Origin of the sequence: Streptomyces sp. NPDC051219 (assembly GCF_040682335.1) — a bacterium.
In the GTDB taxonomy this organism is placed as follows: domain Bacteria; phylum Actinomycetota; class Actinomycetes; order Streptomycetales; family Streptomycetaceae; genus Streptomyces.
In genome coordinates, this window is record NZ_JBFBAS010000062.1 from 1 (window position 1) to 20,552 (window position 20,552).

The following is a 20,552-nucleotide window of genomic DNA, read 5'->3' on the forward strand; positions in this document are numbered from 1 at the left end:
TCCCGCGGGCGGGGCGTCCAGCCGGGGGGGCGGCCCCCCTGGGGGTGGGGGGGGCGGGGTGGGGGGCGGCGGCCCCGTACCACTTGGGTACGGGCCGACGCGGCGGGTCAGATCTGCGGGCCGGACCCGGACGTGGCCGCCTTGACCTCGTCGGTCATGTCCGCGGTGTCGGCGGCCGGCGGGGCCTCGATGGGCTTGGTCGCGCCGAACTTCTCGAAGTCCGTGGTGAAGGTGGCCGAACCCAGCTGCTGCTTGATCCGGACGGGAAGGTCGTTGTCGTCCAGCCAGACCTCGACCGTGGTCTCCTCGACGCCTCCGGTGAACTCGTGCATGAGCGAGTTCTTGTCCTCCGGCGCGAGCAGGTCCTTGGCCGCTCCCAGGTCGTCCTTGGAGATCACGCCCTTGTAGTGCGTGGTCTCCTTGCCGAGCACGGTCTCCTTGCCGACGTTCTTCACGTCGTCGGAGAGCCCGATGATGCGCAGGTCGTCCATGCCGCTTCCGGAGAGCGCCGAAGCGCCCTTCTCACCGAACACGGCCGATGCGTCGATCTTCATCCAGTGCTTGCCCTTGAGCGGGCCGTCCGGCTGCGGATCGACTTCGTAGTGGTACGCCTTGTCGACGAGGAGGCACCGGACGGTCCCGTCGGACACCAGGTCCTGCATACCCGCCGCCTCCGCGTCCATCTCCATGTCCATGGCCTGCCCGTCGCCCCAGGAGTAGGTGCCCTCCATTGCTACGGGACGCTCGGTCGCCGTCTCGGTAGTGATGCCGACCTCGGCGGAGCCGAACGCGTCGGTCTTCGTGATCGCCCGCTCCAGCGCCTCGCGCACCGGGTCCGGTGTGCCCGGGTCCAGCGGCAGGATCCGGTCGGCCGTGATCGCGCTTACGTGGTGGCCGGCCGGCGTCACCGGGGCTGCGAACGCACTGGAGGGCAGCAGTGCGCCTCCTGCGACCAGGGCGCTGGAGGCCGTGAGCATCACAAGACGCTGGGTCGGGGAGGTTCGGGACATGGGCGTTTTCTCCAATGACAAAATAAGGGGGCGGGTGGGCCACACCTGCTCTGCGTGAGCCCATGTCCCAAGTTCACCCTTCCAGGAGATTCGCGTCATGCCGCTGCTTTTCGGGACTTGACAGTCGAGGGCGGTGGACGGGCGAGCCGTGGCCTCCGGGCCGAGCGCCACTCGGGAGAAACGGGCGGGCCCGGGTGCGGTGCACCCGGGCCCGCCCTGCCCTCAAGTGGTTCGGCCTGCTCCGGTCAGAAGAGCGAGTGCAGGAGCTTGTTCGGGGATCCGGTGCGCGGGTCCTGGACCTTGCCGCTCGTCGCGTTGTTCACCAGTGCGTCCCTGACCTGGGCCGGGCTCGCCGACGGGTTGTTCGCCAGGTACAGCGCCGCGACGCCCGCCGTGTGCGGGGCTGCCATCGAGGTGCCGGAGATGGTGTTGGTGGCGGTGTCGTTGTCCTTCCAGGCGGACGTGACGTTCACCCCCGGCGCGAACACGTCGAGGCAGGTGCCGTAGTTCGAGAACGACGCCCGGCGGTCGCTGCTGTCCGTGGCGCCGACCGTGATGGCTTCGGCGACGCGGGCGGGGGAGTAGTTGCACGCGTTGGCGGGCCAGCCGAGGATGTTGCCGTTGCCCGCCGCGACGGAGTAGCTGACGCCCGAGGCGATGGACCGCTTCACCGCGGCGTCGAGGGTGGCGTTGGCGCCGCCGCCCAGGCTCATGTTGGCGACGGCGGGCTTGACGGCGTTGGCCGTCACCCAGTCCACGCCCGCGATGACCCCGGCGTTGGTGCCGGAGCCCTGGCAGTTGAGCACGCGGACCGCGACGAGCTTGGCGCCCTTGGCGACGCCGTACGTCTTGCCGCCGACCGTGCCCGCGACATGCGTGCCGTGGCCCTGGCAGTCGTTGCCGTTCTGGCCGTCGCCGACCGTGTCCGTGCCGAGCCTGGCACGGCCGCCGAACTCGCTGTGCGAGGTGCGGATACCCGTGTCGATGATGTACGCGGAGACGTTCGACGCGGCGGTGTTGTACGTGTAGGTGCCGGACAGCGGCAGATTGCGCTGGTCGGTACGGTCGATGCCCCAAGTGGCGTTGGGCTGCGTGTCGTTCATCCTGACCACGGAGTCCTGCTCGACGTACGCGACCCGCGGGTCGGTGGCGAGGTCGGCCGCCTGTGCTTTGGACATCTTGGCGGAGAAGCCCTTGAGGGCGCTGCGGAAGATGTGGTCGACCGAGCCGCCGGAGCGGTCGGCGAGGGCGGTGGTGGTGGCGGTCGTCGTGCCGTCCTTGAGGACGACGATCCAGCTGTTCTGTACGGCGATTGCAGTGGGGGCGAGACGGAGATCGCCGGTCGGAGCGCCCTGGGCGGACGTCGTACCGGCGAACTGGAGACCGGCCGCGACGAGGACTGCGGGTATCAGCGTCCCGATGCGGCGGGCAGTGAATCTCATCTCGTGCACCTGACCTTTCGTTGACCGGATCTCGGGCACGTTCAGGTTGCCGTGGTGCGGAGTGGCGGAGGTGGTGCTGAAGTGCAGGAAAGGGTCTCGTGCGGTGACGAGGCGCACAAGATGTCGTTACCGCTGGGTTCCAGCCAATCGAACAGTGGACCCCAGGGCGGCCGTGCAGGGCGTTATGTGGCTCTTGCCCGCATATACTCCCGCCCGTGACGGGTGGTCAGGAGTCGGGGCCGGGCAACCGGGCGGACTCCTCGGCGGCTTCCGGACCGGATTCCTCGAATGGCCAGCTGAGCAGGGCGAACCGCTTGGGTGAGTGCGTGGCCGATGCCGCGCCGCCTGTACGCCTCGTCCACCCCCAGCTCGTAGAGGCACATCTCCGGACCCTTGTCCGGGCGGCTCATCTCGATGCCCGAGAGCATGCCGGCCGGGAACCCGCCGACGTACGCAATGAGCATCAAATGCCCGGGGGAGGCGAGGAAGCGCTCGGCCCAGGCATCCTGTACGGGTCCGTCGAACAGATGCCGCGCGGTCTTGAGCTCGGCCGCGGTGGTCGCGCGTCGGATCTCCACAAGAGGTCCCTCTCCGGGGCGGGGATGTACCGCGTCTGCTGTACGCCGGACGGCTCGTGTACTCCTGGAGGAGGCCTGGGCCTCCGCCTGGCGGCAGCTTAGGCCGAGGGAAAGGGCGCTTAGGGTTTGGTCATGGACTTCCGACTTCCCCGTCGCCGCAGGCGCATCCTCGCCGGTGCGGCTGCCCTCGCCGTCCTCGCGGGAGCCGGCACCTGGACCGCCGCCGCGTCCGACGGCGAACCCGCCGTGCAGCGCGTGGACCGGGTGATGGCCATGCCGGGCGCGGGGATCGACACGTCGTACTTCACGGCCGGGGGTTCCGGCCGACGGCCCGCCGTACTGATCGGCCACGGCTTCGGCGGCAGCAAGGACGACGTCAGAGCGCAGGCGGAAAACCTGGCGCGCGACGGATACGCCGTACTCACCTGGTCCGCGCGGGGCTTCGGCAAGTCCGGCGGACGAATCGGCATCAACGACCCGGACCACGAGGTCAAGGACGTGTCGAGGCTGGTCGACTGGCTCGCGGCGCGCCCCGAGGTCGAGCTCGACGCGGACGGCGACCCACGCGTGGGCGTCACCGGCTCCTCGTACGGCGGAGCGGTCTCGCTGCTTGCCGCCGGACACGACCGGCGGGTCGACGCGATCGCCCCGCAGATCACCTACTGGAACCTGGCCGACTCTCTCTTCCCGGGCGGTGTCTTCAAGAAGCTGTGGGCCGGTGTGTTCTTCACCACCGGCTCGGCGGAGGGCACGAACGGCCTGGCCGGTCCGGGCGAGCCGGCCCGCCCCGCCGACCCGGCGAACACCGGCTGCGGGCGGTTCGAGAAGAAGCTGTGCGAGATGTACGAAAGGGTCGCCGTCGCCGGACAGCCCGACGCGGCCGCCCGTGAAGTCCTGGAGCGGCGCAGTCCGTCCGCCGTCGGCGACCGGATCAGGACCCCCGCTCTCATCGTGCAGGGCCAGTCCGACTCCCTCTTCCCGCTCGGCCAGGCCGACGCCATGGCGAAGGCGATCCGGGCCAACGGCGCCCCCGTCGCCGTCGACTGGATCGCCGGCGGCCACGACGGCGGAGACCGTGAGACCGCACGGGTCGAGAGCCGGATCTCCACCTGGTTCGACCGCCATCTCAAACAGGACGAGAGCGTCGACACCGGACCGGCCTTCCGCGTCACCCGGACCGGAGGTGTGGACTCCACCAACGGCGCCGCCCAGCTGCGGGGCGCGACCGGCGGCAGCTACCCCGGTCTGGACAGTGGCGACCGGACGTTCGCACTGAGCGGCCGGAAGCAGACCTTCGGCAACCCGGCCGGAGCCACGCCACCCGCGATCTCGGCCCTCCCCGGCATCGGCGGCGGGCTCTCGCAGTTCTCCTCCCTCGGAGTCGGGCTCTCCCTCGACTTCCCCGGCCAGTACGCGCGCTTCGACTCCGCCCCGCTCGCCGCCGACCTGCGCATCACCGGCTCGCCGACCGTGAAGGTCAAGGTCGGGTCCACGGCTGCGGACGGGTCCGCGGTGCTGTTCGGCAAGGTGTACGACGTGGCGCCGGACGGGCGACAGCAGGTGCTCCCCGCCCAGCTCGTCGCGCCGGTGCGGATCACCGGAGCCAAGGCCGGAGACGGCGGCAGGACCGTCGAACTGACCCTCCCGGCCGTCGACCACGGGGTGGAGGCGGGCCACCGTCTGCGGCTCGTCCTCTCCGCGACCGACCTCGGCTACGCGTCACCCGCCGCCCCCGCTACGTACACCGTCTCCGTCGAGAGCCCGCTCGCCGTGCCCGCCGCCGACGGGGTGAGGACCGCCGCCGCCGGGCTGCCCTGGTGGACCTGGGGACTGCCGCTCATCGCGGCGGCCCTGGCGGCCGGTCTGTTGCTGACCGCCCGGCGCCGCACGACGGCCCCGGCGCCAGAACCCGCCCTGGCAGACGTACCGCTGCAGATCACGGACCTGACCAAGCGGTACGCCAAGTCGGCCGACCGGTACGCCGTACGCGACCTCTCCTTCCGGGTCGAGCAGGGGCACGTGCTCGGACTGCTCGGTCCCAACGGCGCCGGCAAGACCACCACCCTGCGCATGCTGATGGGCCTGATCACCCCCGACAGCGGCGAGATCCGGGTCTTCGGACACGCGATCCGCCCCGGGGCGCCCGTCCTCTCCCGGGTCGGCTCCTTCGTCGAGGGCGCGGGCTTCCTGCCGCACCTCTCCGGCCGGGCCAACCTGGAGCTCTACTGGCAGGCCACCGGCCGCCCCGCCGAGGACTCGCACATGACGGAAGCCCTGGAGATCGCCGGGCTCGGCGACGCGCTGGAGCGGGCCGTGCGTACGTACTCCCAGGGCATGCGGCAGCGGCTCGCCATCGCCCAGGCCATGCTGGGGCTGCCGGACCTGCTGATCCTCGACGAACCGACCAACGGTCTCGATCCGCCACAGATCCGCGAGATGCGGGACGTGATGATCCGGTACGCCTCCGGGGGACGGACCGTCATCGTCTCCAGCCATCTCCTTGCCGAGGTCGAGCAGACCTGCACGCACCTGGTGGTCATGGACCGCGGCCGGCTGGTGCAGGCCGGCCCGGTCGCCGAGATCACCGGCGGCGGCGACACACTGCTCGTCACCGTGGCGGGGGAGGTCACCGAGGTGCTGGCGGAGAAGACCGCGGCGCTGGAAGGCGTCGGCTCGGCGGTACGGACGGACGAGGGCCTCCTCGTACGCCTCGACGGCGCCACCGCGAGTGAGCTGATCGCCGAACTCGTCCGCCTGGACGTTCCGCTGACCGGTGTCGGGCCGCACCGGCGCCTCGAGGACGCGTTCCTCACCCTGATCGGAGGCTCCGCATGAGCACGTTGACCGCGGCCCCCGGGTACCGCCCCCGCCGCACCCTCCCGCTGCGCGTCGAGGCGATGCGGCAGTGGCGCAGGCGCCGGACCCTGGTGATGGTGGCCGTGCTGGCCGCGCTGCCCTTCATCCTGATCGCGGCGTTCGCGATCGGCGGGACGCCGGACGGCCGGGGGAACGAGCGCGTCACGCTGATCGACACCGCCACCGCGTCCGGCGCCAACTTCGCCGCCACCTGCCTCTTCGTCTCGGCCGGCTTCCTGCTGGTGGTGCCGGTCGCGTTGTTCTGCGGCGACACGGTGGCGTCCGAGGCGAGCTGGTCCTCCCTGCGCTATCTGCTCGCCGCACCCGTTCCGCGGGCCCGGCTGCTGGCCTCGAAGCTGACGGTCGCACTCGGGTTCAGCCTGGCGGCGATGGTGCTGTTGCCGGTGGTCGCGCTCGCTGCGGGCACGGTCGCGTACGGCTGGGGACCGCTGAAGCTGCCCACGGGCGGCGCGCTGGCGGCGGGCGACACGGTGCCCCGGCTCGCGCTCGCCGTCGCGTTCATCTTCATCTCCCAACTGGTCACCGCCGCACTGGCGTTCTGGCTTTCGACCAAGACGGACGCGCCCCTGGGCGCGGTCGGCGGAGCGGTGGGCCTCACGATCGTGGGCAACGTACTGGACGCGGTGACCGCCCTCGGCTCGTGGCGCGAATTCCTCCCCGCGCACTGGCAGTTCGCCTGGGCTGATGCACTGCAACCGCAGCTGGAGTGGGGCGGAATGGTCAAGGGCGCGGCAATTTCGGTGACGTACGCGCTGGTGCTGTTCGCGCTCGCCTTCCGGGGATTCGCCCGCAAGGACATCGTGTCCTGAACTCGACCTTCCGTACGCCGTTGCCGCATTGAGATTCATCCGCAACTCCTTCGACTGCTCCTTCTCGCCGTCTCGGCCGTCACATTCACAAGTGCTGACGATCCGAGGGGGCCGAAGTGAAACGCTGGGCAAGGACGTACAGAGGAGCGCTGGCCGGGCTGCTGGCGGGCGGTCTCCTGCTCACGGGGTGCGGCGGAGGTGGCGGTTCCACGAGGGACCTCAGCGGCGACGGCCGGCGGGCGGCGGACGGGCCCGTCCCGCCGCCGGCCCAGGGCTCTGCCCGGGGAGCCACACAGGGATCCACCGAAGGGTCCACCGAGGGCGCCGCCCAGGGCGAGGACAGCGGCCGCAAGGACCCGGCCCCGCCCCCGGACTACCTCTCCACCTTCGCGCTGGACGTCGACACCGCCTCGTACGGCTTCGCCCGCCGCACCCTGGCGGAGGGCCGGCTGCCGGCGCCGGAGACCGTACGGCCGGAGGAGTTCGTCAACAGCTTCCGGCAGAACTACCCGCAGCCGGACGGCAACGGCTTCTCCGTGACGGTCGACGGAGCCCGTACGAACGACGACAACTGGTCCCTCGTGCGCGTCGGCCTGGCCACCCGCTCCTCCCCGAGCGGTGAACGCCCGCCCGCCGCGCTCACCTTCGTCGTCGACATCTCCGGCTCCATGGCCGAACCGGGGCGTCTCGACCTCGTCAAGCGGTCGATGGGCATCATGACCGGCCAACTGCGCGCGGACGACTCGATCGCCCTGGTCACCTTCAGCGACCGGGCCGAGACCCGGCTGCCGATGACCCGCCTGGACGGCAACCGCCGCCGCGTCCACGAGGTCGTCGACGGGCTCGCGCCCACCGACTCCACCAATGTGGAGGCGGGCGTGCGCAGGGGATACGACGTGGCGGTCGAAGGCCGGCGCCCGGGTGCGACGAACCGTGTCGTGCTGCTCTCCGACGCGCTCGCCAACACCGGTGAGACCTCGGCCGACGCGATTCTCGAGCGGATCGAGGACGCCCGCCGCGAGCACGGCATCACGCTCTTCGGCGTGGGCGTCGGCAGTGAGTACGGCGATGCGCTGATGGAACGGCTGGCCGACCGGGGCGACGGCCACACCACATACGTCTCCGACGACGAGGGGGCCCGGAAGGTCTTCTGCGAGCAGCTGCCCGCCAACGTCGGACTGCGCGCCCGGGACGCCAAGGCGCAGGTCGCCTTCGACCCGCAGACCGTCGAACAGTTCCGGCTGATCGGTTACGACAACCGCAGGGTCGCCGACGAAGACTTCCGCGACGACCGGGTCGACGGCGGCGAGGTCGGCCCGGGCCACACGGTCACGGCGCTCTACGCGGTACGGACGAGGCCGGGCGCCGCCGGGCATGTGGCGACCGCGACCGTCCGCTGGCTCGATCCGCAGACCCGCGCGCCGCACGAGCAGTCGGGCCAGGTCGAGTCGGGCGCGCTCGCCGGCCGCCTGTGGGCGAACGCGAACCCGCGCCTGCAGGTCACCGCGGTAGCGGCGTACCTGGCATCGGCGCTGCGCGAACCGGCCGGCACCTGGAAGCCAATGCCGGGCGCGCTCCCTCTGGCGGAACTTGCGGACCACGCCGCGGACCTGGCGGCGCGTACGGAGGACGACGCGGTGCGCCAACTGTCAACGGCGGTGAGCCAGGCGAACCGCCTCCAGGAGTGAGCCCCTGGCCCACCCCGCCCGTGGTCACGCCGGACCGGGCGTGGTCGGCCGCCTTCAGGACGGGGACAGGCAACGGGCACCTGCCCGTTACCAGGACAGGTCTTCCGGGGGCTCCTCGGAGGTGTCCCACGGCGGCGCCTCGGGAAGTTCCCCCGACGGCTCCCCGGCCAGCGCCGGCCGGGGAGCCGTCGGCTCTCCGGCCGGGGTCTCCGGCTGCGGCGTCCCGGCAGCAGCCGTCCCCAGCGTGGCCAGGACCTGCTGTCCGTACTTGGCCAGCTTGTTCTCGCCGACCCCGCTCACTGTGCCGAGCTCCGCGAGGCTCGACGGCGCGGTGAGCGCGACCTCGCGCAGCGTCGCGTCGTGGAAGATGACGTACGCCGGTACGCCCTGCTCCTTCGCCGTGGCGGCCCGCCATGTCCTGAGCGCCTCGAACACCGGCAGGGCCTCGGCCGGCAGATCGACGGGGGCGGCCGCGCCCCGTCTGGGGGCGGTCTTCGCGACCCGCGCCGGCTTCTCGGGTTCGCGCCGAAGGGCGACCATGCGCTGCCCGCCCAGTACCTCACCGCTCGCGTCGGTCAGCACCAGCGTGCCGTACTCGCCCTCCACGGCGATGAGTCCCTGCGCCAGCAACTGCCGTACCACACCCCGCCATTCTGCCTCGCGCAGCTCCGTGCCGATGCCGAAGACGCTCAGTGCGTCATGGTCGAACTGGATGACCTTGGCCGTCTTGCGGCCCAGCAGGATGTCGGCGATCTGGCCCGCCCCGAACTTCTGGCCGCGCTCGCGCTTCAGCCGTACGACGGTCGACAGCAGCTTTTGCGCGGCGACCGTGCCGTCCCAGGACTCCGGCGGTGTCAGGCACGTGTCGCAGTTCCCGCACGCGCCGCTCTCCTGCCCGAAGTAGGCCAGCAACTGCACACGCCGGCACTCCACCGTCTCGCAGAGCGCGAGCATGGCGTCGACATGCGCGGAGAGCCGGCGCCGGTGCGCGTCGTCGCCCTCCGAGCTGCCGATCATCTTCCGTTGCTGTACGACGTCCTGGAGGCCGTAGGCCAGCCACGCCGTCGACGGCATTCCGTCGCGGCCCGCCCGCCCGGTCTCCTGGTAGTACCCCTCCACGGACTTCGGCAGGTCGAGATGGGCCACGAACCGCACATCGGGCTTGTCGATGCCCATGCCGAAGGCGATCGTGGCGACCATCACCAATCCGTCCTCCCGCAGGAAGCGCGCCTGGTGGACGGCCCTCGTCCGGGCGTCGAGCCCCGCGTGGTACGGCAGTGCTTCGATCCCCTGTTTCACCAGGAACTCGGCGGTCTTCTCCACCGACGACCGCGACAGGCAGTAGACGATGCCGGCGTCCCCCGGGTGCTCGGTGCGCAGGAGATGCAGCAGCTGCCGCTTGGGGTCGTCCTTCGACTCGATGCGGTACTGGATGTTGGGCCGGTCGAAGCTCGCCACGAAGTGGCGGGCATCCTGGAGTTTGAGCCGCGAGGCGATCTCCGCGTGCGTGGCCTCGGTGGCGGTCGCTGTGAGCGCGATGCGCGGCACGTCGGGCCAGCGCTCGTGCAGCGCGGACAGGGCGAGGTAGTCGGGCCGGAAGTCGTGCCCCCACTGGGCCACGCAGTGTGCCTCGTCGATGGCGAACAGCGAGATCGTGCCGCGCTCCAGCAGCCGTACCGTCGACTCGACGCGCAGCCGCTCCGGTGCGAGGTAGAGCAGGTCCAGTTCGCCGGCGAGGAATTCGGTCTCGACTAGCCGCCGCTCGTCGAGGTCCTGCGTGGAGTTGAGGAAGCCCGCACGCACGCCGAGCGCCCGCAGGGCGTCCACCTGGTCCTGCATCAAGGCGATGAGCGGCGAGACGACGACGCCGACCCCTTTCCGCACGAGCGCGGGGATCTGGTAGCAGAGCGACTTGCCGCCGCCGGTCGGCATCAGGACGAGTGCGTCGCCCCCGCCGACCACGTGGTCGATGATCTCCTGCTGGCTGCCGCGGAAGGAGTCGTAGCCGAAGACGCGGTGCAGCACGCGCAGCGCATCACTCGCCTCAGGAACGGTGTCGAGGTCTGGGGCGCTCATCCGACGATTCTACGAGGCCGCCACGGCTTCCCGACCGCCGCGCGGACGACGCGACCGACGTCACGCCCGGTTCCCGATGTGGCGCGCGGTGGCCGATATGTATCGTGGCAACGACGAATCGAACGGCCTGGCGGACCACCGGGCCGATACGCATGTGGGGGGCCATGTATGCGTGCTCTTGAGGGGAAGACCGCCCTGGTGACCGGGGCGAGCCGGGGTATCGGGCGAGGGGTGGCCCAGAGGCTGGCGCAGGACGGTGCTCTGGTCGCCGTCCACTACGGAACGAGAGGACCGGCCGCGCGGGAGGTCGTCGAGCGGATCAGGAAGGACGGAGGAAGGGCCTTCTCCGTGGGCGCGGAACTCGGGGTGCCCGGCGATGTGGAGGCGCTGTACACGGCGTTCGACGCGGGCATGGCCGACGAGGGGGAGCCGCCCGTGCTCGACATTCTCGTCAACAACGCGGGCGCCAGCGGCTCCGGGCGGATCGACGAGGCCACGCCGGAGGTCTTCGACCGGCTGTTCGCCATCAACGTCAAGGCGCCGCTGTTTCTCATCCAGCAGGGACTGAAGCGGATGCGCGACGGCGGACGGATCATCAACATCTCGTCGGCCGCCACCCGGATCGCGTTCCCGGAGTCCGTCACATACGCGATGACCAAGGGCGCGGTCGACACGCTCACGCTCGCCGTCGCCAAGGAGGTGGGGGGCCGTGGGATCACTGTGAACGCGGTGGCGCCCGGCTTCGTGGAGACGGACATGAACGCAAGGCGCCGCGAGACACCCGAAGCGGCGGCGGCCCTGGCCGCGTACTCCGTCTTCGGCCGGACCGGGCAGCCGGCCGACGTCGCGGACATCGTGGCCTTCCTGGCCTCCGACGACTCGCGCTGGATCACCGGCCAGTACATCGACGCCACGGGCGGCACGGGGCTCTGACGAACGGAGCCCGTGTGCGCAGGGCGGGCATGCCCTGCGCAGACCCGGCGGGTAGTCCCGGCCTGGTCAGTCCTCCGGCTCGGGGCCGAGTTCGGCGGCGAGGCGGGCCCCCCGCTCCAGGGAGAGGTCCAGCGCGGCCAGCACGGAGGGGACCGCGATGCTGGGCAGGATGTGCCTCTGAAGCGAGGAGTAGCGATGCTCCAGGTCCTTGTAGTCGGTGAGTGTCTGGGACACCACCTGGACTCCGGCGAACGCGCTCACATAGAGATCGGCCGATTCGGCGGGATTCACGTGAGGCAGCAGCTCCCCGTTCTCCTTGGCCCGGGTCAGCAGATCCAGCGTCGTCTCCTGCCACCGCAGGAACGGGCCGCTGCGGTCGAGGCCTTGCGCCTGCTGGTCCATGGAGAGACGGACACCGGCGCGAGTCAGCAGGCTCGTGCGCAGCTGGTGGCTGAACACCATGCCGATGTCGACGAGCTCCTGGAGCTTGAGGGGATTGGCGGGAACCGCCTGCGGGGGCTCCTGGGCGTCGAACACCCCCAGCGCCAGCTCTTCCTTGGACTGGAAGTGGAAGTACAGGGCGCCCTTGGTCACACCCGCCACCTTGAGGATCTCCGTGATGGTGGCCGCCTGGTAGCCCTGCTTCTCGAAGACCTGGGCCGCTGCCTTCAGGATCGTCCGGCGGGTACGGATCGCCCTGTCCTGCTTGGCCATCCTGCCTCCTTCATTGCGCCATGCCGGCTTCGTCGCCGAGCTGTCGGGCGGATGAACGTTCGAGTCCGCCCTCATAGGGGATAGAAAAAAAACCGCTTAGTCTGTATCTTATCAGTGCGCGCGCACCGCAGGAACAGCTCGCCATCACATGACCCCTGGGGGGGAGTTATGCCCGAAGCAGCAGTTTTGTTCAACCCCGCGCCCATGGCCAATCCGGAGTCGCAAACCGCGCATCCGGTACCGATGGAAATGGTCCATCGCACCAAAGCCGAGGACGCCTTTCCGCGCAGCTGGATACGCAAGAGCCGGGACCGATTCTCCGTCGCCGCGGTGCTCCCGCACGACCATCCGTTCTTCGCGCCGGTGCACGGGGACCGGCACGATCCGCTCCTCATCGCCGAGACCATGCGCCAGGCCGCGATGCTGGCCTTCCACGCGGGGTACGGCGTTCCGCTGGGCTACCACTTTTTGATGGCCAACCTTGACTACACCTGCCATATGGATCACCTGAGGGTGGGAGACGCCCCGGCGGAGATCGATGTCGAGGTGGTGTGCTCCGAGCTCAAGTGGCGAGGCGGGCAGCCCGTTCAGGGCCAGGTCGACTGGACCGTACGCCGCGCCGGGCGGCTCGTCGCCACGGGCGCCGGAGCGACGCGGTTCACCAGCCCGCAGGTGTACCGGCGGATGCGCGGCGACTTCGCGTTCCCCGGCACTTCGATACCGGTGACCACGCCCGTCTCCCCGGCACGGGCGGGCCGCGGCCGCGGCCGCGGCGAGGACGTGGTCCTGTCGGAGAGCTTGCAGGAGAACGTCTGGCAACTGCGGGTGGATACCAGGCACTCGACCCTTTTCCAGCGCCCCAACGACCATGTGCCGGGAATGCTCCTGCTCGAAGCGGCCAGGCAGGCCGCCTGCCTGGTGGCCGGGCCGGTCCCGTTCGTGCCGGTGGCGGGCGGCACCCGCTTCCACCGGTACGCGGAGTTCAACAGACCCTGCTGGATCCAGGCCACCGTCAAGCCGAGCGGAGTACCGGGCATGACGACGACGCAGGTGACGGGCCATCAGGATGGAAACCTGGTCTTCTTCACCACCCTGACGAGCCCCGCTTTCACCGGCTGAGCGCGCGGAGCCAGAGCTTTCGAGGAAGGGCACTCAATGATCCTTGTGACCGGTGCGACCGGGGCAGTGGGCCGCGAGGTCGCCGGCCTGCTGGCCGGCGCCGGACCACTGCGCATTCTGGCCCGGCGACCCGAGCGGGTGTCCGTGACGGGTCCCGCGGTCGACATCGTCGCGGGGGAGTACGGAGATCGCTCCTCCCTCGACCGGGCACTGCGGGGAGTCGGGGCGGCTTTCCTGGTGACGAACAGTCCTGCCGAGCCGGACGACGAGCGCTTCGCCGCTGCCGCGAAGGCAGCCGGCGTCCGGCATCTGGTCAAGCTGTCCATGATGGCTGTGGAGGAGCCGGGGGCGGACGACTTCATCACCCGGCGGCAGCGTGAGAACGAGCAGGCCATCAGGGAGTCCGGGGTTCCGTGGACTTTCCTGCGCGCCAGGACCTTCATGTCCAACACGCTGTCCTGGGCCCCGGGCATCCACTCCGAGGGCGTCGTACGGGCCCTGTACGGAACGTCACCCGTCGCCTGCGTCGACCCGCGTGACATCGCGGAGGTCGCCGTCAGGGTTCTCACCGAGCCCGGCCACGAGGAAACCGCGTACGCCTTGTCCGGCCCGGAACCGATCACTGCGGAGCAGCAGACGGCCCAGCTCTCGGAAGTGCTCGGACGGCCCCTGCGCTTCGAGGAACTGGGTCTGGACCGAGCCCGTGACCACCTGTTCGGGCGTTACCCGCGGCCTGTGGCCGAGGCCTTCCTCGAGAGCGCGGAGCGGCAGCGGGCGGGTGCGAAGGCGGGTGTGGTGCCTACGGTCCTGGAGCTGACCGGGAGGCCGGCCAGGCCGTTCCGCACCTGGGCCGCCGACCACGCGGGAGCGTTCCGACCGGTCGCGGCGTGAGGGGCGGGTCCGTGAGTTGTGAGAGGAGCCTTGCCGGAGTTTCCGGCAAGGCTCCTCTCGTACGTCGCGTCGTACGTCGGGGCTTCGGGTCGATGCAGCCGGTTTCTAGTTCCGCGGGCGCAGCGGAAGATGGACGTCGACCCGGGTACCGGCGCCCGGCGTGCTCGCTATCGTGAGGCGCCCGCCGAGGTCGTCGATCCGGTCGGTCATCGACCGCAGGCCCGGCGTGCGGTAGCCGGGGGTGAGCAGATCGGCGGCGTCGAAGCCGACCCCGTCGTCGGTGATGCCCGCGTGCGCCCAGCGACGCGTGAAGCGCAGGGCGACCGTCACCTGCCCGGCGCGGGCGTGGCGGAAGCTGTTCCACAGGGCTTCCCGTACCGCCAGGAACAGTTCCCGGCGGCAGACGTCCGACAGCAGGCGCTCGTCCCCGGTGGTCGTGCATTGGACCACCGTGGAATCCGGCGACGCGGCGGCGGCGAACTCCTGCAGCACCTGCATCAGGGGCGGGAGCACGGTCTGCTCCTGCAGGCCGCCGGTCAGCCTGCGGGTGATGTCGACGGCTTCCTGGATCGCCTGCCGGGCGGCGTCGAGGTGCGGGGTCTCCGCGGTCTCGATGGCGTGCAGTTCGATCCGGCGCGCCGCGGTGGAGAGGGCGGTGCCCAGCTCGTCGTGGACCTCACGGGCCAGTCTGCGTCGCTCCGACCAGACGCGGTCGCCGTGGTCGGAACCGGACGCGGTACGGGAAAGGGGGGCGTCCGAAGCGTCGTCGGGGCCGGTCGGTCGCCGGGTGCGGCTGTACCGGGAGCGGTTGAGGCCTTCCTGCAGTGTCGCTGTGAAGCCGTCCGGGTAGCCGTCACCCACGACGGCCTCCAGCCATGCCATGCCGTGCTGATGTGCGGGTGCAGAAGTGGCGCTCAACTGTCCTACTCCTCGGTGCGGGGAAGGAGACAGTAACAAACCGGGATGGCGGTTTTCAATGGGTTGTGGGCGAACGATGGGTTCGAACGGCGGACTTCACCGCCCGCGCGGCTGCCTGTGGCTCATTCCGAGGCCCTGGACGCGGTCCGTCGCGACGTCGGGGTGTCCTTGGAGGACGGCTCCCGGCCGTCCGGATGACGGAGGTGCCAGGCCAGCGCCGCCAACGCCGCGGCCAGGGTGGCCAGGCCCCCGACGTAGAGCCCGGAGCGGGCTCCCCAGCGTTCGCCCAGCCAGCCGACGATCATTGCTCCGGCAGGGGTCGAGCCCTGCAGGATCACCGTGTACAGGGCCATGACCCGGCCCCGGTACGCCGGATCGGTCCCGAGCTGAATCCGGTGGTTCGCCGCCTGGGCGAAGTAGATCGAGGCGAATCCGGTGCCGGCCATGAGGAACAGCGCCGCGGTGAACGTCGGGGCCAGACCCGAGACGGTCTCCAGCACCCCGAAGGCGAGAGCGGCTCCGATGACCACGGCGGCGGACGGCCGCGACCGGCGGGCCGTGGTGGCGAAGGCCGCGAGCAGCGATCCCGCGGCAAGCGCGCTGGCAAGCAGCCCGAACGAGGACGCTTCGGCGTGGAAGACCGTCTTCGCCAGCAGGGGCAGCGTCAGCTGGAAGTTGAAGCCGAGCATGCCGACGACGCCCACCAGGGTGATCGGCAGCATCAGGTCGGACCTGCTCCGCAGATAGTGCAGTCCGTCGAGTACCCCGGTATTGCCCGGGCGTTCGGAGGCGCGGTGCAGTGCGCCGGGATTCATCAGGAGCAGAGCGACGACACTGGCCAGGTAACTGACCGCGTTGAGCAGGATCACCGGTCCGGTGTCGAACCGGCTGATGAGCAGTCCGGCCAGGGCGGGACCGACGACCCGGGCGGCGTTGAAGTACGCGGCACTCAGGGCGGAGGCGTTCGGCAGCAGCTCGGAGCCCACCATCTCGCTGACGAACGACATCCGGGTGGGGGCCTCCACGGCGTTCACGGTGCCCAGCCCAGCCGCGAAAAGATAGAGGTGCCAAAGCTGCACACCACCGGCGAAGGTGATCAAGGCCAGCAGCAGTGAGAGCACTCCGGAGGCGAGGTTCGCCGCGACGAGGAGCCCGCGCTTGTCGTACCGGTCCGCCAGCCGCCCTCCGAGGAGGGTGAGCAGCAGCATCGGCGTGAACTGCAGTGCGGTCACCAGGCCGAGTGCGGTCGCGGAGTCCCCGGACAGGGAAAGCACCATCCAGTCCTGCGCGATGAACATCATCCACGTACAGGTCACGGACAACAGCTGGCCCACGGCGAAGAGCCGGAAGTTGCGTACCGTCAGAGCCTCGAACATCCGCTTGAGCGTCTTCACCGGCCGTCCTGCTGCCGGTCGTGGTGCCTGGTCATGTCGGGCTCCTTGGGCCGGTGTGCTGTCTCAGTCGATACCGCGGACGATGTGCGGATCGGCAGCGCCTTCGTCGTCCTCTCCCGCGAGAAGGACCGGCGGTGCCGCCTCTGCGGCGTCGCGGAGCAGGACGGTTTCACGGTCGAGCGTGGCGTGTGTCATCGATGTGTGCCCTTTCCGGAAGTGCGGTCCTCGGTCGGTACGGAAAACGGAAGCAGGTGTGCCCAGGTTGCTGGGGCACACCCGCTTGACCCGGATGCGGACTGGTGGGGCGGTCAGCTCCGGGTGACGGGGACAGGGGGCGTGGCGAGTGCCTTGAGGTAGACGGCCTCCGGCTGTGAGCCGGAGAAGGCCGTTCCGTTGTCGAAGAGGAGGAGGGGCACCGACGTGATGCCGAGGCGGCGCATCCGGTCCAGTTCGGCATGCACGGCGGACGCGCCGTCTTCGCTCGGTTCGACTCCGACCTGGGCGGCCAGGCGCGCGAGGGTACCGGGGTCGCCGATGTTCAGGCCGTCGGTCATGTAGGCGCGGAAGAGGCGCTCCGTCATGGCCTCGCCGAGGCCCTGGGCAGCGGCGACGGCAACGAGTCGGTGTGCCTCAAAGGTATTGGTGTGGACGGCGCGCTCGAAGTCCACCCGCAGGCCGTCCTCGGCGCCGAAGGAGGTGTCCTGCGCGATGGCGCGGGCCTGATTCTCGCCGAAGGCCGCCTTGTGCACCTCGAACAGGGGCCGGCCGGTCGCGGGTGCGTCAGGGGCGATCTGGAAGGGACGGAAGACGATGTCGGCCACGCCACCGGCGTCGCGGTAGCGCGCGACAGCCCGGGAGAAGCGCACGAAGGCGATGTACGAGTGGACGCAGATGAGGTCGAGAACGAACTCGACGGTGCGTGGAGCGCGTGTGTTCAGGTCCATGATTCAACCCTCCAACTTAAACAGAGGTTTAAGTCAAGCTAGTGTGCTGGTATGTCTGAGAGGCCATCGGCAGTCCCGGAAATCACCGTCGGAGAACTGTCCGCACGCAGCGGAGTACCGGCCTCCGCGCTGCGTTTCTACGAGCGCGAGGGGCTCATCAGCAGCCGCCGCACCGCCGGAAATCAGCGCCGTTACACCCGTGACACCCTGCGCCGCGTCGCGTTCGTCCGAGCCTCGCAGGCGGTCGGCATCCCCCTCGCGACCGTGCGCCACGCCCTCGGCCTGCTGCCCGAGGACCGCACGCCCACCCGGGAGGACTGGGCCTGCATCTCCCAGCACTGGCGCCAAGACCTCGACGCACGCATCCGGCACCTCGAACGCCTGCGGGACCAGCTCAGCGAGTGCATCGGCTGCGGCTGTATGTCCATCAGCAAGTGCGCACTGGCCAATCCCGAAGACGTACTTGCGGATCAGGGCCCCGGGGCACGGCGGCTCATGGAGTCCTGACGGGAACCGCGGCGTCGCGCGCCAGCAGGCACTCCTCCAGGAACGCCATGGCCCGGAAGTGGTATGTACGGGCGGCCCAGCCGAGACTGATGTTGTGTCCGGCGTCCGGCTGCCTGGCGATCGTCACCTTCGGCGCGGCCAGCAGGCCGACCAGAGCGTCCAGGGCCTCGTCGTCGTGGCGCCACCACTGTTCCTGCTCCGCGAAGGTGAAGCGCACCGGGACGCGCACCCGGGCAGCGATGCCGGGGTACAGCGCCGGCCACAGCGGCAGCTCGGCGGCCTCCAGCGGGGGAACGGGCGCGACGAGGGCGCGGCCCTGCTGGAAGGCGCCCGGCGGGTAGAGCCGCAGCGCGCCCCAATGCCGTCGCCACTCCCCGCGTACGTTCGCGCCGGGAAGCTGCGGCAGGTCGACGGCATAGGCCAGGCCGAGGCCGGAGATGTCCAGTCCCAGCAGGCTGTCGCCGCCCTCGTCGGCGGCGGCCGCCAGGGCGAGCTTGCCGCCGTTGGAGTGGGCCACCAGGAAATAGCCCGCGCCGAGCGGGTGGCGACGGGCGAAGTCGGCCAGGGCGGCGTGCAGCGTCACGGACTGGTCGGCAAGCAGCTGGCCGGCCGGCACATGGGCGGCGGACCGCCCGTAGCCGGGACGGTCCACGGCCAGCACGGTGTAGCCGAGCTCGGCCCCGAGTTGCAACAAGGACAGCCCCGGACGCGCCCGGCTGTCGAAGTAGCCGGCGCGCATTCCGCCGCCGTGCACGGCGACAACCACGGCCCGGGGCGGACCGTGCAGGGGTTCGGCGAGCAGTCCGGACAGCGGGATACCGTCCGCATCGAGGGTGATCTCTCGCACCTGTGGAGGTTTCGTACTCGGCAACTCGGTCATGCGATCAGTCGCTCCCCGGGCTGCGAAGGCCCTTCCGAGGCAGGGCCGGCGGCCCCAGGACGGGTTGACATTGCGTGGACATTCATCTCTACATTCTTGTGAGAACTTCCCTGAAGCCCTGACACCCTCGTGGGTAGCGTCGCGGACATGGACGTGACTCCACTGCCCAAGGGCGCGGGCCGGCGCTGTCTGGACGAGCTCAACTCGCTGCACGCCACGATCTACTTCGCCCCGGACTTCGGGATGGAACTCGCTGCTCACGGTGTCGAGGACCCCACGGCGGTGTATCTCGCAGGCCGGGCCGCACCGTGGGGCGCGGTCGGCGCCGGTCCGGTCGCCGCCGCGTTCAACGGCCTCAATCACGAACTGATCGCCCGCCACCTCCCGCGGCTCTGGACACTGGTGGCCCCTGCCGCCGTGGTCGCCCTGCGGCTGAGGGCAGCCGATGCCGTACTGCGCCGGTTCCTGGGAGACGCGGCGCTCACCTCCGCGGATATGACCGAGGCCGCGGAAACTGGCCGTACGGGCCCTCGAAGCATGCGTGCTGCGCGGGCGGCCGATGTACGCGGCGCACGCCGACCACCCCGTGCCGCACGCGCCGCATCTCGCCCTGTGGCACGCGGCCACGCTGCTGCGTGAGTACCGCGGCGACGGACACGTCACGGCGCTGACCACCGCCGGGATCGTCGGGCTCGACGCGCTCGTGTCCCACTCCGCCAGCAGTGACGGTCTCCCGAAGGAGTTCGTCATGGAGCGGCACGGCTGGACCGCGGAGGACTGGGCCGCTGCCGAGGAGCGACTGCGTGCACGAGGTCTGATGGACGCCGACGGCCGGCTGAGCGCGCAGGGTGTGCTGGTGCGCGAGCAGTTGGAGGAGGAGACGGACCGGCTCGACGGCGCCCCGTACGAGCACCTGGGCGCCGCGGGTGTCGCGCGCCTCACCGAGCTGGTCGGGGCCTTCACCGCGACGGCTGCGGCCGCGGGCGCCTTCCCCGCGGAACTGGCGCCGTCCACGGCGGACTGACAGCAGTACGGCCCGGGGCCGTGCGTCGGTGGAGTCGAAGGCCCCAGACGACGCGCCGCCGCACCAAAGTGCGGATCGGCACGCCGGTCTCCGTTCCCGCGGGCCGGCGGGCCTGACGATCGGTGTCCATGAGGCTCTCCCCTTCAGTACGTCACATGAGCCATCGACGGCAGCGGCTCTCCGGCGGCCCAGACGACGTGGAAGGCCACGTCGTCGAACCGCCAGCCCCTGCCGGTGCGCACCGCCCCCACCTCGTAATACCCGCCGACGTCGAAGTGCGAGCCGAGGGGCGCGGAGCCCGGATGCACATGCGTGGCGAACTGGTGGGCACGGATCACGGCCCGGTCGCCGTCGATGTCGACGACATGGTTGGCGGTGATGTGGTGGGTGCGCGCCCAGCGCGCCCTGGCCTCTCGCTGGAAGGCCGCGAAGCCCTCGATTCCCTTGTGGTCCCCGATGGGGAAGGTGAACAGGGCGTCGTCGGTGAAGACGGTACGGAACCAGTCGTCGTCATACTCGCGTTCGCCGATCAGGTCGAGTGAGACGACGTACCGGTCGAACAGGTCTCTGAGCTCGGCGCGGTCGGTCAGTTCTTCGAGCCGGGCACGCAGGGCTGCGATCTCGTCATCGGTCGACGACATGGTGAGCTCCCGTGACGGTCCAGGTGTCGTTTCCGGTCAGGAGGGCGGCCAGGTCGCCTTTGCCGTTTTGTTCGATGGCGGTGTCGAGTTGGTCGGCCATCCGGGTG

At 70.4% G+C, this 20,552-nt stretch carries 18 protein-coding genes and 1 pseudogene; 8 read left to right on the forward strand and 11 right to left on the reverse strand.

Going from position 1 to position 20,552, the window contains the following annotated elements:
- Positions 1–107: 107 nt before the first annotated feature.
- The 3 genes from AB0M62_RS33865 to AB0M62_RS33875 form a co-directional block, all read right to left on the reverse strand.
- Complete coding sequence (locus tag AB0M62_RS33865) at positions 108–1,010, reverse strand: hypothetical protein (protein WP_366078170.1); 903 nt, start codon at positions 1,008–1,010, stop codon at positions 108–110.
- 245 nt (positions 1,011–1,255) lie between these two features.
- Positions 1,256–2,461 carry a S8 family peptidase gene (locus AB0M62_RS33870; RefSeq protein ID WP_366078171.1) on the reverse strand — a complete coding sequence of 402 codons (1,206 nt, stop codon included), beginning with the start codon at positions 2,459–2,461 and terminating at the stop codon, positions 1,256–1,258.
- A gap of 173 nt (positions 2,462–2,634) precedes the next feature.
- The gene (locus AB0M62_RS33875; RefSeq protein ID WP_366078172.1) at positions 2,635–3,030 is read right to left on the reverse strand and encodes a GNAT family N-acetyltransferase; all 396 of its coding nucleotides are present in this window, start codon (positions 3,028–3,030) and stop codon (positions 2,635–2,637) included.
- Between the two features lie 132 nt (positions 3,031–3,162).
- On the opposite strand from AB0M62_RS33875, the gene AB0M62_RS33880 reads away from it, so the two are divergent.
- From AB0M62_RS33880 to AB0M62_RS33890, 3 genes are all read left to right on the forward strand, one after another.
- Positions 3,163–5,865 (forward strand): alpha/beta fold hydrolase, encoded by a 2,703-nt coding sequence (locus AB0M62_RS33880; protein ID WP_366078173.1) that lies wholly within the window; start codon positions 3,163–3,165, stop codon positions 5,863–5,865.
- Positions 5,862–6,716: an ABC transporter permease gene (locus AB0M62_RS33885; RefSeq protein ID WP_366078174.1), complete on the forward strand. Its 855-nt coding sequence runs from the start codon at positions 5,862–5,864 to the stop codon at positions 6,714–6,716. Before AB0M62_RS33880 ends, AB0M62_RS33885 begins: the two co-directional genes overlap by 4 nt.
- Before the next feature lie 116 nt (positions 6,717–6,832).
- On the forward strand, positions 6,833–8,404 hold the full coding sequence (locus tag AB0M62_RS33890; RefSeq protein WP_366078175.1) for a von Willebrand factor type A domain-containing protein: 1,572 nt from the start codon (positions 6,833–6,835) through the stop codon (positions 8,402–8,404).
- Between the two features lie 87 nt (positions 8,405–8,491).
- Here AB0M62_RS33890 and recQ read toward each other — a convergent pair whose 3' ends face one another.
- Complete coding sequence (gene recQ / locus AB0M62_RS33895; RefSeq protein ID WP_366078176.1) at positions 8,492–10,480, reverse strand: DNA helicase RecQ; 1,989 nt, start codon at positions 10,478–10,480, stop codon at positions 8,492–8,494.
- 168 nt (positions 10,481–10,648) lie between these two features.
- Between recQ and AB0M62_RS33900 the strand changes: the two genes are divergently transcribed.
- Complete coding sequence (locus AB0M62_RS33900; RefSeq protein WP_366078177.1) at positions 10,649–11,413, forward strand: SDR family oxidoreductase; 765 nt, start codon at positions 10,649–10,651, stop codon at positions 11,411–11,413.
- 66 nt (positions 11,414–11,479) lie between these two features.
- Here AB0M62_RS33900 and AB0M62_RS33905 read toward each other — a convergent pair whose 3' ends face one another.
- On the reverse strand, positions 11,480–12,127 hold the full coding sequence (locus AB0M62_RS33905; RefSeq protein WP_366078178.1) for a ScbR family autoregulator-binding transcription factor: 648 nt from the start codon (positions 12,125–12,127) through the stop codon (positions 11,480–11,482).
- 168 nt (positions 12,128–12,295) lie between these two features.
- Between AB0M62_RS33905 and AB0M62_RS33910 the strand changes: the two genes are divergently transcribed.
- Positions 12,296–13,246, forward strand: coding sequence for a ScbA/BarX family gamma-butyrolactone biosynthesis protein (locus AB0M62_RS33910; RefSeq protein WP_366078179.1), 951 nt, complete (start codon positions 12,296–12,298; stop codon positions 13,244–13,246).
- 36 nt (positions 13,247–13,282) lie between these two features.
- Positions 13,283–14,137: an NAD(P)H-binding protein gene (locus tag AB0M62_RS33915; RefSeq protein WP_366078180.1), complete on the forward strand. Its 855-nt coding sequence runs from the start codon at positions 13,283–13,285 to the stop codon at positions 14,135–14,137.
- Between the two features lie 105 nt (positions 14,138–14,242).
- Here AB0M62_RS33915 and AB0M62_RS33920 read toward each other — a convergent pair whose 3' ends face one another.
- The 4 genes from AB0M62_RS33920 to AB0M62_RS33935 all read right to left on the reverse strand — a co-directional run bounded on the left by AB0M62_RS33920 (position 14,243) and on the right by AB0M62_RS33935 (position 17,393).
- Positions 14,243–15,055 carry an ATP-binding protein gene (locus tag AB0M62_RS33920; protein WP_366078181.1) on the reverse strand — a complete coding sequence of 271 codons (813 nt, stop codon included), beginning with the start codon at positions 15,053–15,055 and terminating at the stop codon, positions 14,243–14,245.
- Between the two features lie 122 nt (positions 15,056–15,177).
- A complete protein-coding gene (locus AB0M62_RS33925) occupies positions 15,178–16,449 on the reverse strand; it encodes an MFS transporter (protein WP_366078182.1) in 1,272 nt (423 codons plus the stop codon).
- A 63-nt stretch (positions 16,450–16,512) separates the two neighbouring features.
- Entirely contained in the window at positions 16,513–16,644 is a 132-nt protein-coding gene (locus AB0M62_RS33930) for a hypothetical protein (RefSeq protein ID WP_366078183.1), read from the reverse strand.
- A 113-nt stretch (positions 16,645–16,757) separates the two neighbouring features.
- Positions 16,758–17,393, reverse strand: a complete 636-nt coding sequence (locus AB0M62_RS33935; RefSeq protein WP_366078184.1) for a DsbA family oxidoreductase — start codon at positions 17,391–17,393, stop codon at positions 16,758–16,760.
- Between the two features lie 51 nt (positions 17,394–17,444).
- Here AB0M62_RS33935 and soxR point away from each other — a divergent pair, with 51 nt between their 5' ends.
- Entirely contained in the window at positions 17,445–17,900 is a 456-nt protein-coding gene (gene soxR, locus AB0M62_RS33940; RefSeq protein ID WP_366078185.1) for a redox-sensitive transcriptional activator SoxR, read from the forward strand.
- Here soxR and AB0M62_RS33945 read toward each other — a convergent pair.
- Positions 17,887–18,780, reverse strand: coding sequence for an alpha/beta fold hydrolase (locus AB0M62_RS33945; protein WP_366078186.1), 894 nt, complete (start codon positions 18,778–18,780; stop codon positions 17,887–17,889). The two genes, soxR and AB0M62_RS33945, sit on opposite strands and share 14 nt — an antisense overlap.
- Positions 18,781–18,927: 147 nt before the next feature.
- Here AB0M62_RS33945 and AB0M62_RS33950 point away from each other — a divergent pair.
- Positions 18,928–19,804: pseudogene (locus AB0M62_RS33950) on the forward strand (hypothetical protein).
- Positions 19,805–19,947: 143 nt separating this feature from the next.
- On the opposite strand, the gene AB0M62_RS33955 reads toward AB0M62_RS33950, so the two are convergent.
- Positions 19,948–20,445: a nuclear transport factor 2 family protein gene (locus AB0M62_RS33955; protein ID WP_366078187.1), complete on the reverse strand. Its 498-nt coding sequence runs from the start codon at positions 20,443–20,445 to the stop codon at positions 19,948–19,950.
- Positions 20,446–20,552: the final 107 nt, after the last annotated feature.

What these genes read in the sequence shown, in the direction of transcription:
- AB0M62_RS33935 (WP_366078184.1), bottom strand. Translation starts at nt 17,393, where the DNA reads ATGGACCTGAACACACGCGCTCCACGCACCGTCGAGTTCGTTCTCGAC.
- AB0M62_RS33910 (WP_366078179.1), top strand. Translation starts at nt 12,296, where the DNA reads ATGCCCGAAGCAGCAGTTTTGTTCAACCCCGCGCCCATGGCCAATCCG.
- AB0M62_RS33915 (WP_366078180.1), top strand. Translation starts at nt 13,283, where the DNA reads ATGATCCTTGTGACCGGTGCGACCGGGGCAGTGGGCCGCGAGGTCGCC.
- recQ (WP_366078176.1), bottom strand. Translation starts at nt 10,480, where the DNA reads ATGAGCGCCCCAGACCTCGACACCGTTCCTGAGGCGAGTGATGCGCTG.
- AB0M62_RS33945 (WP_366078186.1), bottom strand. Translation starts at nt 18,780, where the DNA reads ATGACCGAGTTGCCGAGTACGAAACCTCCACAGGTGCGAGAGATCACC.
- AB0M62_RS33880 (WP_366078173.1), top strand. Translation starts at nt 3,163, where the DNA reads ATGGACTTCCGACTTCCCCGTCGCCGCAGGCGCATCCTCGCCGGTGCG.
- AB0M62_RS33885 (WP_366078174.1), top strand. Translation starts at nt 5,862, where the DNA reads ATGAGCACGTTGACCGCGGCCCCCGGGTACCGCCCCCGCCGCACCCTC.
- AB0M62_RS33905 (WP_366078178.1), bottom strand. Translation starts at nt 12,127, where the DNA reads ATGGCCAAGCAGGACAGGGCGATCCGTACCCGCCGGACGATCCTGAAG.
- AB0M62_RS33865 (WP_366078170.1), bottom strand. Translation starts at nt 1,010, where the DNA reads ATGTCCCGAACCTCCCCGACCCAGCGTCTTGTGATGCTCACGGCCTCC.
- AB0M62_RS33930 (WP_366078183.1), bottom strand. Translation starts at nt 16,644, where the DNA reads ATGACACACGCCACGCTCGACCGTGAAACCGTCCTGCTCCGCGACGCC.
- AB0M62_RS33900 (WP_366078177.1), top strand. Translation starts at nt 10,649, where the DNA reads ATGCGTGCTCTTGAGGGGAAGACCGCCCTGGTGACCGGGGCGAGCCGG.
- AB0M62_RS33955 (WP_366078187.1), bottom strand. Translation starts at nt 20,445, where the DNA reads ATGTCGTCGACCGATGACGAGATCGCAGCCCTGCGTGCCCGGCTCGAA.
- soxR (WP_366078185.1), top strand. Translation starts at nt 17,445, where the DNA reads ATGTCTGAGAGGCCATCGGCAGTCCCGGAAATCACCGTCGGAGAACTG.